The 16,772-nt window shown below is 53.4% G+C and carries 14 protein-coding genes; 8 read left to right on the top strand and 6 right to left on the bottom strand.

Annotated features, from left to right (window positions below; translation table 11 throughout):
• Positions 1–21: 21 nt before the first annotated feature.
• The 6 genes from hemE to ACH50O_RS20415 all read left to right on the top strand — a co-directional run bounded on the left by hemE (position 22) and on the right by ACH50O_RS20415 (position 6,211).
• The gene (gene hemE, locus ACH50O_RS20440; RefSeq protein WP_446809590.1) at positions 22–1,086 is read left to right on the top strand and encodes a uroporphyrinogen decarboxylase; all 1,065 of its coding nucleotides are present in this window, start codon (positions 22–24) and stop codon (positions 1,084–1,086) included.
• A gap of 324 nt (positions 1,087–1,410) precedes the next feature.
• Positions 1,411–1,830 carry a secondary thiamine-phosphate synthase enzyme YjbQ gene (locus ACH50O_RS20435; protein WP_446809589.1) on the top strand — a complete coding sequence of 140 codons (420 nt, stop codon included), beginning with the start codon at positions 1,411–1,413 and terminating at the stop codon, positions 1,828–1,830.
• Between the two features lie 10 nt (positions 1,831–1,840).
• Complete coding sequence (locus ACH50O_RS20430; protein ID WP_446809588.1) at positions 1,841–2,287, top strand: DUF411 domain-containing protein; 447 nt, start codon at positions 1,841–1,843, stop codon at positions 2,285–2,287.
• Between the two features lie 103 nt (positions 2,288–2,390).
• Positions 2,391–3,344 carry an NAD-dependent epimerase/dehydratase family protein gene (locus ACH50O_RS20425; RefSeq protein ID WP_446809587.1) on the top strand — a complete coding sequence of 318 codons (954 nt, stop codon included), beginning with the start codon at positions 2,391–2,393 and terminating at the stop codon, positions 3,342–3,344.
• A 6-nt stretch (positions 3,345–3,350) separates the two neighbouring features.
• On the top strand, positions 3,351–4,382 hold the full coding sequence (locus ACH50O_RS20420; protein ID WP_446809586.1) for an MraY family glycosyltransferase: 1,032 nt from the start codon (positions 3,351–3,353) through the stop codon (positions 4,380–4,382).
• Positions 4,379–6,211, top strand: a complete 1,833-nt coding sequence (locus ACH50O_RS20415) for a polysaccharide biosynthesis protein (RefSeq protein ID WP_446809585.1) — start codon at positions 4,379–4,381, stop codon at positions 6,209–6,211. Before ACH50O_RS20420 ends, ACH50O_RS20415 begins: the two co-directional genes overlap by 4 nt.
• Before the next feature lie 376 nt (positions 6,212–6,587).
• Here the strand turns inward: ACH50O_RS20415 and ACH50O_RS20410 are convergent, their stop codons facing one another.
• The 6 genes from ACH50O_RS20410 to ACH50O_RS20385 all read right to left on the bottom strand — a co-directional run bounded on the left by ACH50O_RS20410 (position 6,588) and on the right by ACH50O_RS20385 (position 13,841).
• Positions 6,588–7,328 carry a hypothetical protein gene (locus ACH50O_RS20410; RefSeq protein ID WP_446809584.1) on the bottom strand — a complete coding sequence of 247 codons (741 nt, stop codon included), beginning with the start codon at positions 7,326–7,328 and terminating at the stop codon, positions 6,588–6,590.
• 30 nt (positions 7,329–7,358) lie between these two features.
• The gene (gene motB / locus ACH50O_RS20405; RefSeq protein ID WP_446809583.1) at positions 7,359–8,327 is read right to left on the bottom strand and encodes a flagellar motor protein MotB; all 969 of its coding nucleotides are present in this window, start codon (positions 8,325–8,327) and stop codon (positions 7,359–7,361) included.
• Positions 8,328–8,338: 11 nt separating this feature from the next.
• Positions 8,339–9,184: a flagellar motor stator protein MotA gene (gene motA / locus ACH50O_RS20400; RefSeq protein ID WP_446809582.1), complete on the bottom strand. Its 846-nt coding sequence runs from the start codon at positions 9,182–9,184 to the stop codon at positions 8,339–8,341.
• A 116-nt stretch (positions 9,185–9,300) separates the two neighbouring features.
• Positions 9,301–11,967, bottom strand: coding sequence for an MMPL family transporter (locus ACH50O_RS20395; RefSeq protein WP_446809581.1), 2,667 nt, complete (start codon positions 11,965–11,967; stop codon positions 9,301–9,303).
• Positions 11,968–11,969: 2 nt separating this feature from the next.
• Complete coding sequence (locus ACH50O_RS20390; protein WP_446809580.1) at positions 11,970–12,953, bottom strand: calcium/sodium antiporter; 984 nt, start codon at positions 12,951–12,953, stop codon at positions 11,970–11,972.
• A 60-nt stretch (positions 12,954–13,013) separates the two neighbouring features.
• Positions 13,014–13,841, bottom strand: coding sequence for an undecaprenyl-diphosphate phosphatase (locus ACH50O_RS20385; RefSeq protein WP_446809579.1), 828 nt, complete (start codon positions 13,839–13,841; stop codon positions 13,014–13,016).
• A gap of 318 nt (positions 13,842–14,159) precedes the next feature.
• Here ACH50O_RS20385 and ACH50O_RS20380 point away from each other — a divergent pair, with 318 nt between their 5' ends.
• The gene (locus tag ACH50O_RS20380) at positions 14,160–15,725 is read left to right on the top strand and encodes a bifunctional aminoglycoside phosphotransferase/ATP-binding protein (protein WP_446809578.1); all 1,566 of its coding nucleotides are present in this window, start codon (positions 14,160–14,162) and stop codon (positions 15,723–15,725) included.
• A 25-nt stretch (positions 15,726–15,750) separates the two neighbouring features.
• Positions 15,751–16,737, top strand: coding sequence for a zinc-dependent alcohol dehydrogenase family protein (locus ACH50O_RS20375; protein ID WP_446809577.1), 987 nt, complete (start codon positions 15,751–15,753; stop codon positions 16,735–16,737).
• Positions 16,738–16,772: the final 35 nt, after the last annotated feature.

The raw sequence follows: 16,772 nt of genomic DNA, 5'->3' as shown, positions 1-16,772 counted from the left end.
CTCACCCCCCAATCGAAACGAATGACCAATTTACAAAACGACTTATTCCTAAAAGCCCTGTTAAGACAGCCCGTCGAGCGCACTCCGGTATGGATGATGCGCCAAGCCGGACGTTATTTACCCGAGTACCGGGAAGTGCGCGCCAAGGCCGGCAGCTTCATGCAGCTCTGCACCAATCCGGAACTGGCTTGCGAAGTGACTTTGCAGCCACTGGAACGCTTTAATTTCGACGCAGCGATCTTGTTTTCCGACATTCTGACCATTCCCGATGCGATGGGCTTAGGTCTCTCGTTTGCCGAAGGCGAAGGCCCGCAATTCGCCAACCCGGTCAGAACCGCCGCCGACATCGCCAAACTGCCGATTCCCGATCCGGAAGCCGAATTGCGCTATGTAATCGACGCGGTCCGCTTGATCAAAACCAATCTGCAAGGCCGAGTACCCTTGATCGGATTCTCCGGCAGTCCGTGGACGCTGGCTACTTACATGGTGGAAGGCAAAAGCAGCAAAAGCTTTCAAAAGGTAAAAAGCCTGATGTTCGAACAGCCGCAACTAATGCATCAAATGCTGGACAAGCTGGCGCAATCGGTTGCCTCGTATCTGAATGCGCAAATCGCCGCCGGCGCCGATGCGGTGATGGTGTTCGATACCTGGGGCGGCATGCTCAGCCACGACGATTATCTGGAGTTTTCGCTACGCTATGCGCGGCAGGTGCGCGAGTTGTTAAATACCCGCCATGATGGCAAGCAAATCCCCACCATTTTGTTTACCAAGGGCGGCGGTCTGTGGCTGGAGGCGATGGCCGATACCGGTTACGATGCGCTCGGTCTGGACTGGCAAACCGACATCGGTCAGGCACGCGCCCGCGTTGGCGACCGGGTAGCTTTGCAGGGCAATATGGACCCGATTACCTTATACGCGCAACCCGAAGTGATCCGCGAGAAAGTGGGCAAAGTATTGCAAGGTTTCGGCAACGGCTCGGGGCATGTATTCAATCTGGGCCACGGCATTTTGCCGGACATTAATCCGGAACACGTCAAAGCCATGGTAGATGCGGTAAGGGAATTGAGTCCGCAATATCATCGATAAATAAGGGCGTTTATACTTGAAAGCTCCTGCCCCCCCGAGAGTAATCCGTTTAAGTTTAGGTGGATCGTTCCTTCTCCCTCCGTAGCCAAGGGGCATAAAGGAGAAGATTGGAGCGATGGCATAAAAACAAGTGATGTACTTTTTTGATTCTCCTTACCCCTCTCCGGCAGGAGAGGGGGCTGAAGTTAACGGCATTGCTCCAAGGTAGAGGACTAAGGTGAGGGCAGTTTAATCAAAAAGGGCGATTTGCAGATTACTGCGATTCGCTGAATAATTACCGCACCCCCGGATTTCCAGGATTTGTCAATTTTTAGCAGTCCCAATATGTGGATTCAAAAACGTATACAGCTTGCCCCCAAACCGCGCGGTTTCCATTTGATAACGCGGGAGATAGTGACCCAACTACCTGAACTGGACAACATTGAAATAGGCTTGGCACATGTGTTTCTGCAACACACCTCGGCATCGCTGGCGATAAACGAAAATGCCGACGCCGATGTGCGCCGGGACCTGGAAAGCTATTTTTCCCGAACGGCGGCGGAAAATGAACCATACTATCGGCACACGCTCGAAGGCCCGGACGATATGCCGGCCCATATTAAAAGCGTTATCCTGGGCAATTCGCTAAGCATTCCGATCAGCAACGGCCAATTGGCCTTGGGAATATGGCAAGGGATTTACCTGGGCGAGCATCGCAATCATGCCGGCAATCGCACTATCATCGTTACGCTACACGGCGAATAAAGAGGTATTTATGTACGCATTGAAATTAATCGTTTTGTTACTGGCGGCATTTAGCCAGAACTCGTCCGCAGAGGAAAAGGAAATGACGGTTTACCGCAGCCCCACCTGCGGCTGCTGCGGCAAATGGCTGGAACACGCCAAGCAAAGCGGCTTCAAAATCAATGATGTGATCAGCGAAGACATGGAAACCATCAAAGCCCGCTTCGGTGTCCCCGAAAAATTGGCTTCCTGCCATACTGCTGTCGTGGACGGCCGTGTCATCGAAGGTCACGTCCCGGCCGCCGACATCCAAAAATTACTGCAAGGCACCTCGAAAATCGCCGGCATCGCCGCTCCCGGCATGCCCATGGGTAGCCCCGGCATGGAAATGGGCGGCCAGCAAGACGCGTATAAAGTGGTTTCCTTCGACAAGGAAGGCAAGTTTGAAGTGTTTGCAGAGCATGGAATCAAGCAATAATTTGTTTATGACCATCCCGGTCCTTAGTTAACCAAGGTCACGCAACCACCCGACAGCCGCTGCATATGCCGCTAACTACTATGTACTTTTCGCAATCGCTATCATGAGCAATGCCCTCGTCACCGGCGCCAATGGTTTTATCGGCACTCAACTTTGCCACGCCTTACGAAACCGAGGTTATACGGTACGAACTTGCAGCCGCGCCGAACCGGGCCAGGATAGCGTCGCCTTTGATCTGGCGCAGCCGCAACCCTACCCGGCGGGATTGTGTACCGGCATAGACATTGTGTTTCATCTGGCGGGCAAAGCTCACGCCTTGGCAGAGCCTCGTCAAAATGAGGCGGAATATCGGCAAATCAACACCGAGGGGACGCGTAGGCTGCTGGAAACCGCTCAACTTTCCGGCGTAAAGGTTTTTGTATTCTTCAGCAGCGTGAAAGCGGTCGGCGACAGCCTACAGCAACCCATGGACGAAACGGTTACCGAACCGGCTGAAGATCCGTACGGCTTATCAAAATACAGCGCGGAGCAGTTGGTGCTGCACGGCGGCTATATCCCGCATCCGGTCGTATTGCGACCCAGCATGGTTTACGGCAATACCGAGAAAGGCAATCTGCCGCGCATGATCCGAGCGACTCGCCAAGGCATATTTCCACCACTACCGGACACGGCAAACCGGCGTTCGATGGTACATGTAGCGGACTTGGTCGAAGCCGCACTCTTGGCTGCCGAGAAGCCCGAAGCCGCCGGACAAATTTATATTGTTACCGATGATCAATGTTATTCCACCCGGCAAATTTACGATGCGATTAGAGCCGCGCTCGGCAAACCCCGGATTAACTGGTCGGTACCGATACCGGTCTTAAACGCCGTGGCGAAATTAGGCGACGGTTTGGGCCGCTTGGCTGGGCGGCGCTTTCCGATAGACAGCGATAGCCTGGAAAAATTAACCGGTTCGGCGTGGTATTCGTCTGCTAAAATCGGCCGGGAATTGGGCTTCCAACCTCGATATACGCTCTGGAAAGCTCTGCCGGACATTATTCGTTATCTAAGTTAATCTAGCGTGCTACTGCTTTTTACCGTTACTTTTCTGCTTGCCGTCACCTTGACCGGCCTGATCCGCCGCTACGCTATAAAAAACAAAGTACTGGATATTCCCAATCAACGCAGTTCGCACAGCATACCCACGCCGAGGGGCGGCGGACTGGCTATCGTACTGGCGTTCTGCATAGCCCTGCTATGGCTGTTTTTTACCGGGCAAGTTACGGCTGCGACGCTGGCATTATTCGCGTCCTCGTTGCTGGTCGCCGCCATCGGCTTTTGCGACGATCACGGCGAGGTTGCCGCCCGCTGGCGGTTTTTGACGCATTTACTGGCCGCAATCATTGCCCTGGAGCTGTTTAACGGCATGCCTATCCTGCTGGTACCGGCGCCGTTTGATCTGCTCCTCGGCAGATTCAGTTTGGATCCGGGCTGGCTGGCTTATCCGTTCGGCGTACTGTTTCTGGTGTGGTCTTTGAATCTGTTTAATTTTATGGACGGCACCGACGGCATTGCCGCGTCGGAAGCCATATTCGTATCCTCGGCTTTGGCCGGCTACTTGTTTTTTATCGATCAAAGTCTGTTCAATATCGCCTTAAGTTTGGCTGCTGCGTGCAGCGGCTTTTTAATCTGGAACCGGCCGAAAGCCAAAATTTTTATGGGCGATGTCGGCAGCGGCTTTATCGGTCTGCTGTTGGGTTTGTTGATTTTATTGGCCGCGCAACAGGCCGCCGTTCTGTTGTATTGCGGACTGATCCTGTTCGGCGCGTTTATTGTCGATGCCAGCTATACCTTGGCTGTTCGGCTGTTCAGCGGCCAAAAATGGTACGCCGCCCATTGCTCGCATACCTATCAACACGCCGCCAAGCGCCATGGCCATTTGCCGGTTTTATTGGCCGCCTGGGCCATCAACTGCGGCTGGCTGCTGCCAATTTCGCTGTGGATCTTTACGCGTCCCAGTCATGCGTTAGCCGGCATTGCTATGGCTTACCTGCCGTTAATCTATCTGGCTTACCGTTTTCAGGCCGGCCAAACCGAGTTCGTCGTTTCGTGACCCTAAAGTTCCGCTCCCGCACTACCATTTTTTTGCACGACTTGTGCTTAATTCCGCTGGCCTGGTTTGGCGCATACTGGCTGCGCTTTAATCTGCAGGACATCCCGGATGAATTTTTTTACTCGGCCTTGTTATTTTTACCATGGGTCATGGGTGTCCAGGTCAGTTTGTTCTGGGTATTCGGCTTATATCGTGGGGTCTGGCGCTTTTCCTCGCTTCCGGACCTGATCCGCATCGGCAAGGCAGTACTTACCGGCATCTTCATCATTGCCTCTACCTTGTTTTTATACGACCGCCTGCACGGCGTACCACGTTCGGTGGTACCGCTATATGTGCTGATACTGTTTTCCTTACTCAGCATTCCACGCCTGATTTACCGTTTCTGGAAGGAACAGACTTTTGCCGAACGCATCGGCCGCAGAGCCCTGATCGTCGGCGCCGGCTCCGCGGGCGAAATGCTGGTCAGAGACCTGCTGGCCAACGTCGATAGCGACTACATACCAGTCATATTCGCCGACGACGATCACGGCAAATACAAGCGCGAGATTCGCGGCATCCGTGTCGCCGGCGCGGTCGAACAAATCCCCGAATTAGTCAAACAATGGAATATCGAAACCGTATTGATCGCCGTACCCTCGGCCAGCGACAGCGAAATGCGCCGCATCGTGGAAATTTGCGAAAGCTGCAATGTGGACTTTCAAACCCTGCCTTCGGTTAAGGAACTACTGAGCGGCGCGATCACCAAGGCCAATCTCCGCAGCGTTTCCATTGAAGACATTTTGGGCAGAGCCCCGGTCAAGCTGGACTGGAAAGGTATCAAGGCCCAATTGCACGACAAGACCATTTTAATCACCGGCGGCGGCGGTTCGATAGGTTCAGAACTTTGCAAGCAACTGGCCAGGGCCCAACCGCGCAAGCTGATCGTATTCGATCAATGCGAATTTAATTTGTACAAAATCGACGCCGATTTAAGCCGGCTGTTTCCGGATTTATTGCACCAAGCGGTGCTGGGCGATGTTGCCGATCCGATTGCGGTACAACAAATAATCGGCGGACAGCGGCCGGAAATTGTATTTCATGCCGCCGCCTATAAGCATGTACCGTTACTGGAGAATCAAATTCGCGAAGCGGTGCGGAATAACTTGATAGGCACCAAGATAGTCGCGGAAGCCGCCATCGCCGCCGGCGTGGCCCGTTTTGTCCTTATTTCCACCGACAAGGCGGTCAATCCGAGCAACGTAATGGGCGCCACTAAACGCGCCGCGGAAATCCTTTGCCAAAATCTGAATCAAACCGGCAACACCCGCTTTACCACCGTGCGCTTCGGCAACGTCCTGGACTCTGCCGGCAGCGTGGTGCCCCTGTTCCGAGAACAAATCAAGGCTGGTGGCCCGATCACGGTCACGCATCCGGATATTACCCGCTATTTCATGACCATTCCTGAAGCCTGCCAGCTGATCATGCAAGCGGAAACCATAGGCCAGGGCGGAGAAGTATTCGTGCTGGATATGGGAGAACCGGTAAAAATTACTTATCTAGCCGAACAAATGATCCGGCTGAGCGGCAAAGTTCCGAATAAGGACATCGAAATTCGCATTGTCGGTTTACGGCCCGGTGAAAAGTTATACGAAGAACTGTTCCATGATCAGGAACAATTGCTGGCAACCGGTCACGAGAAATTACGCCTGGCCAAGGCCCGGCTTTACGACTCGGTGGAATGGGCCAGACAGATTGAAAACTTGCAGAGCGTCTGCCAACACTATGACAACGAGCAACTGCTGGCCGGCTTGAAACAATTGGTACCCGAGTTTAATAATACCTGTGGCTAGAGATGCTGTCTCCGTCCACGCAAACGGGTTGAGTTAAGTTCCCCCTCCTGTGCTGGACGATGGCGTGGATACAGGAGGTGAGGCACGCTAGGAGCAGTTGCGAAAGGGTTGGGAATGAGTTAACCAAGGTGTATTGCGTTGTTTATCCCCTCATCGACCTTCCCCTTTGCCCTTGGATCTCTGCAATTTAATTAAGGAAAAAAGCCCCTTCTCCCTTCGGGAGAAGGTTGGGATGAGGGGATCAAAATAAAGCTTTTTGCTTATTTATCTCCCTCACCCTAGCCCTCTCCCAGAGGGAGAGGGGAGCATCCTTAGTGGCTGTGATGCCATTGGATACGAAGGGAGAGGTAGATTTCTTAAATTTTCAGAGCTCCCCCTAAAACCGGCATATCCGATAGCAATATAGTTTGGTTTTCCGGCGATCATTCAATTCAAGCACCGACTCGGGTTTGCTATCCGGTATCGGAAAAGAGGACGAGACAAACAAGCATCCGGCACGCATCTCCCGCCGGATTTTCTCGCCGATTTCGGTCATCACCAGCGGCGACAGGAAAGCAAATACCAGATCGAACTGCGCCAAATCTTGTTGCCAGAAGCTAGTCCGCCCGACGCTAACATTCGCCAGCTTGCGGCAGCGCCAGGCCGCCATAAGCCACGGCAACGGCGCCCGTTCCAAGGCCAGTATCCGCATATTCGGCCCGGCTTTCGCCAGCGGCACGACCACCGTTCCCAGACCGGCGCCAATATCGACAAACGATTTTGCCCCTTCGCGCAGCACTATCTGAATCAGCGCATCGCTGACGGCGGACGAAGACAAGAATAACGGGACATCGCCTTTTACCGTGCCCCAGAATAATAAAACCAACAGCAGCAACAGCAGCAGATACAGCGGCGCCGGCAATTGCCAGGTCGATCCCAGCAAAACCGCTGGCATGAACAGCAAATGGATGGGTACCCACCAGACCGGCTGCCGGATGGCGCGCGAGAATAAGGCCGCCAACAAAGCTTGTAAGCAGACGGCCTGCCAGGGATTAATTGGGATTGAAAACCAAGCGGGCAAAACCAATACCGCGGCAACAGCCGGCAGCTGGCAAGCCAAACCCTTTGCTAACTGCATCGCCGGTTCACAAAAGGCGTTAACGGCCGCTTAGTGCGCGGCTTCCGCTCCGGTAATCTTGGTATTTTTCTGTATAGTCGGCGACATCGCCGGCAAGCCGGGAACCGTATCGTCGGCACCGGACTTATTGTCTTCGGCGCCGTCGTGCAGCACTTGATTCTCGGTTTTTTTGTTCATCACCACAATGGAAATCCGCCTGTTCATCGGATCGTTGGGAACATCGCCCTTGTAGGGAATACTGGATGCCAAACCGACCACCCGTAAGACTTTCTCTTCGCTGAGCCCGCCTTGGTTTAGCTCGCGGCGCGCCACATTGGCCCGGTCGCTGGACAGCTCCCAGTTAGAATAACCGGTGCGATTGCTGGGAAACGGCAACGCGTCGGTATGACCGTTGATGGTGACCTTGTTAGGCAATTCGTTAATCACCGGCGCCAGCTCCCGCAGGATGGCTTGGGCGTAAGTCTCGATACCGCTACTGGCCAGTTTGAACATAGGCCGGTTTTGCGCATCGATAATTTGAATTTTCAAGCCTTCCGGCGTGGTTTCCAGCTTAATTTGATCTTTATATTCCGCCAACTTGTCATTGGCTTTAAGCATATCCTCGATTTTTTCCTGCAGCTTTTCCAGCTTCAGTTTTTCCTGCTCTTCGGCCAGTTTTTCAATATCCTCCGGTGTCGGTTCGGCAGGCGTATTTTCGCCCTGATGCACCTGACCCTCTTCTTGGGATTTCAAGTCCTGGCCGCCGGCTTGAATGATACTCGTCCTGTCGCCGGTACCTTGGCCCGGATTGCTGACAATTGCCACCCCAAATGGGTTCTGGAAGTATTCCGAGATCCCCTTTTTTGTGATCTCGTCGGTTGTGCCGAGCAGCCACATCAATAAAAAAAATGCCATCATCGCCGTCACGAAGTCGGCATAGGCGATTTTCCAGGCGCCGCCGTGATGCCCGCCATGGCCGCCCTTCTTGATTTTTTTGATGATTATCGGTTGTTCGGCCATCGCTGTTTACCTTATTTACCAGCTTTTAATTGTTCTTCCAGTTCGGTAAAGGTCGGTCTGGCGTGATGCGGAATCGTGGTGCGCATGAACTCCACCGTCATTGCCGGCGAGGTGCCTTTCGCGCAATTCAGCAGGCCTTTCTGGGTGCATTTATAGGCATTGCCTTCTTCTTCCAATCTGGCTTCCATCACTGAGGCCACCGGGCCGATAAAGCCGTAAGACACCAGAATACCGAGAAAGGTACCGACCAGCGCCGCAGCGATCAGTTTGCCCAGTTCCGCCGGCGGAATCCCCACCGATTCCATGGTATGCACCACCCCCATGACCGCCGCAACGATACCGAAAGCAGGCATGCCGTCGCCAACTTTTTGCACGGCCTTGATCGGCTCGTTACCTTCGGCGTGGTGCACTTCAATTTCCGCATCCATGATGTCTTCAAGCTGATTGACGTCAACCCCGGTCAGAATCAGCCTGAGCTTGTCGCAAATGAATTCCATCAAATGATGATCGTGCACAATTTTCTCGCCGAAAATCGAGCTGCCTTCCGGATCGTCGACTACTTTTTCCAGTGATAACAAGCCTTCCTTACGCGCCTTTTGGCTCAGGGCATTGAAACTCATTAAGAGCTCCATATAGTAATCCTTGGTGTAGGTGCTGCCTTTTAGGGTCGAGGTACCGCCGGCCATCGCGGCTTTACTGACTGTGAGAGAGTTACTCGCCAAAAACGCACCAAATGCCGAACCGACGATAATCAATACTTCGACCGGCTGCCAAAGTACCCCAAGATGTCCGCCAGCCATCAAGAAACCGCCCAGTACGCAGCCCAAAATGATGACATAACCAATGATTACAAACATGGTTGCCTCTAAAAACTAAAAGTTAAATATAAAAATTCAAACTTACTCTGGATTCACTCGATTTACCGGCTGCCCTGTAAGTCGCCGGATAAGTCTAGGCTATGCTTTTCAATATCTCAGGCTAAATGCTCAGTTTTTTTCAAAACCAGCTTACTGATCGCCGGCAGCACCACAAAAGTACAGGTCATGATCCAGAAAATACCGATGGTGATCACGAGTCCCATACTGGATATGCCCTGGTGCGGCGAAAAAGCCAGACCGACAAAGCTGGAAATGGTGGTCAACGCGCCGTAAAACATACCGCGCGCGGTACTGGACTGGTAAATATTCTGCTCTTCCGACAGGGAATGATGCAGTTTTTCGACCATATGAATACCGTTATCGACCCCCAAGCCCATTAATAGAGGCAGAGCGATGATATTGGCGAAGTTGATCGGCGTACCGGTAAACACCGTACTTGCCATCGTAAATAAACCGGCCAGCACCAGCGGCGTCATCACCAGCAGGGTATCGACGATGCTGCGGCGAATAAATAACAACAGCAAGGCAATCGCCACCAACGCGATGATAATGGCTTCCTGGAAGGCGCCAATCACGGCTTTCATCGACTCCCAATACATCACCGGCAAATCGGTGGCGTCCGGTGCGACAGCCTGCACGTCGGTAATGAAGGTCTGCAAATTGCCGAGATCGTTCAAATCTTCCTTCGGGAAAATCTGGATGCGATACAAGCCATCCTTACTGAGCCAGCGCTCCTTGATTTCGGCGGGGATACTGTCAGGACCGATTTCTTCCGCATGAAAACCGATTAACAATTGATTCATCACGGTCGGCAGGGTACCGAGCAGCGAGGTTTGAATTTTCTCGATGAACACGCCGCGATCAGGTTGCAACCTGGCCTCCAATTCCACCATCACGTCCTGCAACTCCTGCTTAAAGGTTTGCAGCGATTTGATGTCGGCGGGATTGGTTTTTTTCGGCAGATTATTATCTATCGCCGCGATCATGCGTTTAATCGCCGGCAATGGATCGGTACCGGTTTTTAACTGCGGGAAAAACTGGCTTTGCGGTCCCAACGTCAACACCATGTCGTCGATGATCGCCAACTTACCTTCCTGATCGTCGGGCACAAAATCGAACAAGCTGACGGTTTTATCCACGGTTTTCAGGCTGGCCAGTTTTTTCTGCATAGCCCTGGCTTCGGCTTCGTTCTTAGCCAACACGGTTAAGGTCATCGGCGAGGTATCGCGCTCCTTCATCAAGTCCTTGAAGGCAATTACCGATTCGGTATGCGGGTCGCGCAGATTCAGCGGATTGAAATCGGTTTGCACCTGAAACACGAAATACACCGCCACCGCAGCGCCAACCAGAGTGAGCAGGGAAATCGCCTTGGCATAATGCAGCGTATAGTGTGCCAGCACTAAAGTGAACTTGGAGGCGCCGGGCTGTTCGCCATGCAATTGATGCACCGGCGGATTCGGCAATATCTTCAGCAACACCGGCAACACGGTCAAGGTCACGAACAAACAGATAAACAAACTGGTGCCGGCCAATAAACCCAACTCGGAAATACCTTGATAGTCGGTGGGAATAAAAGCGTATAAACCGATGGAGGTAGTACCAGCGCACAAGATCAAGGACGGGCTGGTTGCCAATAATGCCGAACGAATCGCCTTGCCCTTGTCACTGCCGTATAAGTCCAGATTGTCGCGGTAACGCAGGCAAAAATGGATCGCATACTCCACGCCCAAACCGATATTGGAAACCGCGAAAGCCACTGAAATTAAATTCAACTGCTTGACCGCCACCGAAGCGAACAAACCGCAGAACACCATGCCCAAGGCCAGCGTCAACAAGGTTGCCAGCATCAACAACCAGGAACGGTAAGCGATCAACAAAATACCGCAGACCAATACAATGGAAAAAATACTGGCGGTGAAGGTACCTTCGCTCATCCCCGCCATTTCGTCATGTTCCAAGCCGACTTCGCCGGTCACCCAGACTTTCACCGCCGGCAAATTAGGATCCTGGATTTTGTCGGCCGCCTTACGGATCACGTTAATGGCCGGCTCGACCGGCAGAATCTGGCTATAGTCGAATTTCGGTGTGACGAAAATGAAGGCTTTGTCCGATTGTTCTTCGCTGATCTTGTTTTCCGCAATCAGTTTTTGCCAGGACAATAAATCGGTCTCACCGTTCAGGGTTTTATGCAGAGAATTGCTGACCTTGTCGATTAAAGACATAAGATCTATCGGCACTTCCTCGGTTTTGGTTTCCGCGTTCAAAGCGTCTTCAAAAATCGAAAAAAAGCCGTTCAGGCTGGGGTCCTGGGAGATTCGGCCGATAAACGGCTGCGCTTGCGCCAGCGTCACCGAAAAATCCTGGAGCTTATCGGTATCGAGATACAGCAGGCCGTTACGCTGGAAAAACGCGTTTTCGTCCGGCCGATAAATTTTGGTGAAATGCTCCGTGTCGGCTCGCAGTTCGCGGCTCAGACGCTGCGCGGCTGCCTTGGTCAACTCCGGACTGGAGGATTCGATTACCAACAGCAGGGTGTGGACTTCCTGACCGAACTGCTGCTCGAACTTGCGCCGGTTTTTTTGAAACGGCGCCTCCGGGGCGATGAGTTCCGCCGTGTCGGTATTGACGGTAAGATGATTGCCGGTGTATTGCACGGCCAGATATGCCAATATAACCGAGGCTATCAACACCAGTGCCGGCGAATACAGCAACCAATTACCCCAACGAAAGGCGATGTTACCCAAACGTGTTTCCAAGGACATGCTCAAGCGCTCACAACTGTGTTAATCAAATACAAGGTATACCCGGCGTAGATGCTTAACAATATGCCGCCCTCGACCCGATTGATCCGGCCGTGCTCGCCTTTTCTGGAATACCCCAAGAAGAACAGCGATACGGTTAGTAGAGCCATCAGCGGCCAATCCCGGTTGACGATTTCCACCGGGATAGCCATCGGATGAATCACGCCGGCCAAACCAACCACGGCCAAGGTGTTGAACAAATTGGAGCCGATGATATTGCCCAGCGCCAGATCGTGTTCGCCTTTACGGGCGGCGGCGATAGACGACGCCAGTTCCGGTAACGAAGTACCGATCGCCACGACGGTCAGGCCGATCACGAGGTCGCTGACTCCCAAATCCTGTGCAATCGATACCGCCCCCCACACCAGCAATCGAGAGCTAATCATCAACAATAACAAGCCACCTACCAGCCAAATGATCGCCTGGGCGAAAGACATCGCATGTTCTTCCAACTCGTCGGCCACTTCTTCGCCTAAGGTATCGGTTTTCTCGGCTTTTTGGTTCAGACCTTGGCGCACCATCCAGGTCATTACCCCGATAAACACCACCAGCTCCAGAACCGCATCGGTTCGTGACAGCTCGCCGTCGTATAACTGGGCCAGCACGAACAGCGTCACGGCAAACAGCACCGGCAGCTCTTTTTTAACGATTTGCGAATGTACGATAATCGGGCTAATTAATGCCACCGTACCCAGAATCAAGGCGATATTGGTGATATTAGAGCCGTAAGCATTACCTAGTGCAATCCCCGGATTGCCTTGCCAGGCCGACAGGGCCGAAACCGTCAACTCCGGTGCCGAGGTGCCGAAACCGATCACCACCATCCCGATCAGCAATGGCGACATCCCAAGAAATCGCGCTATCGCGGCAGCGCCTTCGACAAAAATATCGGCACTCCAAACCAACACAATCAGACCGATGACTATCATCAACAGTGGCAAAGCCATAACCTACCCTTAAATTTTAAAGATCAAAAAACCAAATACTACTGCGTACGACGCCGGATGCTAATCCACTGTCCACTGCACCAGACCGCTATAGGCGCTGGCTATCACCACCACGCCGAACACGATCCGGTACCAAGCAAAAATAATAAAATCATGATGACTGATATAGCGCAGCAAACCTTTGACCGCCAGCAAGGCACTGATGAAGGCTGCGATCAGCCCCACCGCGAACGACAGCGCGTCGTTTTCGACATGCAGCAAGTCGCGATGCTTGTATAGATCGTAAGCGCTTGCCACCACCAGGGTTGGAATCGCCAGAAAAAACGAAAATTCGGTGGAGGCCTTGCGCGATAGCCCGAACAACAAGCCGCCGATGATGGTTGCACCGGAACGGGAAGTACCGGGGATCAACGCAAACGCCTGAGCAATGCCCAGTTTCAACGCATCCAGCGGACTTAGATCGTCGACGCTTTCGACGCGGATCTTGTGCTCGCGTTTTTCCGCCCAAATAATCACGAACGCGCCGATGATGAACGCCAGCGCCACCGGTACCGGCTTGAACAACACTGCCTTGATGTGCTTGCCAAACAGCAAGCCCAAGCTTGCCAGCGGCATAAACGCTATTACCAAATTTAAAACAAATTTTTGCGCCTGTCTGTCGCTGGTAAGGCCGCTCAGTACAGTGCCGATTTTGGCACGGTACTCCCAGCAGATCGCCAAAATCGCACCGACCTGAATCACGACGGTGAACAGTTTGGCTTTATCGTCGTTAAAATTCAGCAAGTCGCCGGCCAAAATCAAATGCCCGGTACTGGAAATGGGGAGAAATTCGGTTAAGCCTTCTACAACGCCGAGAATCAGGGATTTCAGGATAAGGGTAATGTCCATTTTTTAATCAGGCTCCGTACCGTTCAGGTATCAGGATCGAAATCAGCATATCGATGGGGAGGATGTAAACCAATCGGAAAAGGTAAGTCCATGCAAAAGCCATATAAGCGGGGCGGGATTATAGTCGAAATCTCAATTATTTCGTAACTTTACCCTGTAAGGCACGGCTATTCCTCGACATTATCTCTGCCGGCCAACCCCGCAACTTCCCGTAATCCGGACTTTTGCACAGCCGCTGCCGATCCGCCGGAATCGATGATAAGCTGAGCATAGGCTTAAGCAGTCCCGCCGCATAGCGTTATAAATAGGTATCTGAGCATGTCGAACGCATATCCGCCGCTGATAACCGCACTTTGCGATCCGTCCCGCTACCCGCATCCGGTAAAGCGGGTCACGGTATTGGAAACCCATATTTCCTGGATACTGCTGGCCGGCCGCTATGCCTATAAAATCAAGAAACCGGTCAACCTGGGCTTTCTGGATTTCAGCGAGCTGGCGCAAAGACGCTTTTACTGCCAGGAAGAAATTCGCTTGAATCGCCGCCTGGCGCCGCATATTTATCTACAAGCAGTGCCCATCGGCGGCAGCCTGACGCAACCGGTGCTCGGCGTGGAACCGGCTGTGGAATATGCGGTAAAAATGCGGCGTTTCGCCACCGGCAAGCTGCTGGATAGCTTGCTGACGCAGGGGCAAATCGCGCCGGAACAGATAGACGATCTGGCCGAGACCGTGGCTAAGTTCCATGCCGGCCTGCCGCCGGCCGATTCCGGGTCCGACCACGGCACACCGGCAAACATTTATGCCCCTGCCGCGCAAAACTTCCAACAACTGTTGGAACTTCTGGGAGCGGAATATTCGGTCCAACTTAAGCAGTTGCAAGACAGTTGCCGGCGAGCATACCTCGCATGCGAGAACTTGCTCTCGGAACGCCACCAAGGCGGATTTATCCGTGAATGCCACGGCGACCTGCATCTGGGCAATATCGTGTTATTAAGGCGTAGGCCGGTGCCATTCGACGGCATCGAATTCTCTGAGGAATTACGCTGGATCGACACCATAAACGACGCGGCGTTTTTAATCATGGATTTGCTGCATCGCGGCCACGCCGAGCTGGCTTATCGGTTTCTGAACCGTTATCTGGAAACTACCGGCGACTATGCCGGACTGGGCGTATTGCGTTTTTACTTAAGCTACCGCGCCACGGTACGCGCCAAAATCGCCGGCTTCCGTCTGGCGCAAACCGGCGCGGAATCGGCAAAGCAGGAATGCCTAAGCTATTTAAGCCTGGCCGGCGCCAGCCTGAACCGGCGCAAACCCGCGCTGATCATCACCCATGGTTTGCCCGGCAGCGGCAAAAGCGCGGTCTCGCAAATACTATTGCAGACGTATAGCTTGATACGGCTACGCTCGGATGTTGAACGCAAACGGCTGTTTGGCCTAAGCGCCCTGCAACGCAGCGCTTCGGCAGTCGACGCCGGTATTTACACTCCGCAAGCCAGCCAGCAAACCTATCAACATTTACTGCAATTTTGCCGGATATTGCTTGAAAGCGGCTTTCCGGTGATTGTCGATGCCGCGTTTTTAACCTACGCACAACGCCAACCGTTTCGCATGCTGGCCGAACAATTGGCCGTGCCTGTGGTGATTTTATCGATACAAGCCGGGGAGGATTTGCTGCGGCAGCGTATCCGGCTAAGACAACAATATAGCCAGGACGCATCGGAAGCCGATCTTGTCGTACTGGATAAGGCTACGGCCCGCTTGGAAGCCATACAAGCCGATGAAGTCCCCGCAACGCTGGTGTATCGCAATGAAGCCGACCGCGTGAACGTTGACGATAGGCAAACGGTCTGGCGCGAGCTGGCACGAATTTTAAGCAAATAGAGTGAATCAGCCCGAGGAATCCGTTATGAAAGCCATGCTGTTGCACAAAGCCGGAAGCCCCTTACTGTACTCGGATCTGGTGCGGCCGGTTTGTAACGACAATCAGGTGTTATTGAAAGTCCGCGCCTGCGGCGTGTGCCGTACCGATCTGCATATCGTCGACGGCGAACTGGACGCGCCAAAATTGCCGCTTATTCCCGGCCACGAGATCGTCGGCGAAGTCATCGGCCGCGGCAAACACGCCAACCGTTTTGCGCTGGGCCAACGTCTCGGCGTGCCTTGGCTGGGTCATACCTGCGGCAGTTGCCCTTATTGCGATAGCGGCCGGGAAAACTTGTGCGACACTCCAGGCTTTACCGGTTACACACTGAATGGCGGTTATGCCGAGTATGCGGTTGCCGAACAAGACTATTGTTTTCCATTGCCGTCGGCATATGCCGACGCCGAAGCCGCGCCGCTGCTTTGCGCCGGCTTGATCGGCTATCGGGCGTTACTCGCCGCCGGCAATGCGAAGGTCATAGGCATTTACGGATTCGGCGCGGCAGCTCACATCATCGCTCAAGTAGCACATTGGCAAGGCCGCACGGTATTCGCTTTCACCAAACCGGGCGATGACGCCGGCCAGCAGTTTGCGCGGACGTTGGGAGCAAGTTGGGCCGGTGACTCGTCGCAAGCGCCGCCGCGAGCCATGGACGCCGCCATCTTATTCGCGCCGGTCGGCGCGCTGGTGCCGGAAGCCTTGCGCCGTATCGTCAAGGGCGGCACGGTAGTCTGCGCCGGCATTCATATGAGCGATATTCCGGCCTTTCCTTATTCGATATTGTGGGGCGAGCGCACGATACGCTCCATAGCCAATTTGACCCGGAAAGACGGCGAGGCATTTCTGGCGATAGCCGCGCATACTCGAATCGTTACGCATGTGCAACCCTACCCGCTGAGCGACGCCAATCTGGCCTTAAGCCACTTGAAAAGCGGCCAACTCCAGGGAGCGGCTGTTTTGTTAATGGACTGAGCTCGGTCTATGCCACAAAAGGCGTTTCCAAAGCC

The organism is Methylomonas sp. 2BW1-5-20, assembly GCF_052474515.1.
Note: the sequence above shows the minus strand (reverse complement) of the source record. Positions and strands in the feature narration are given on the sequence as shown.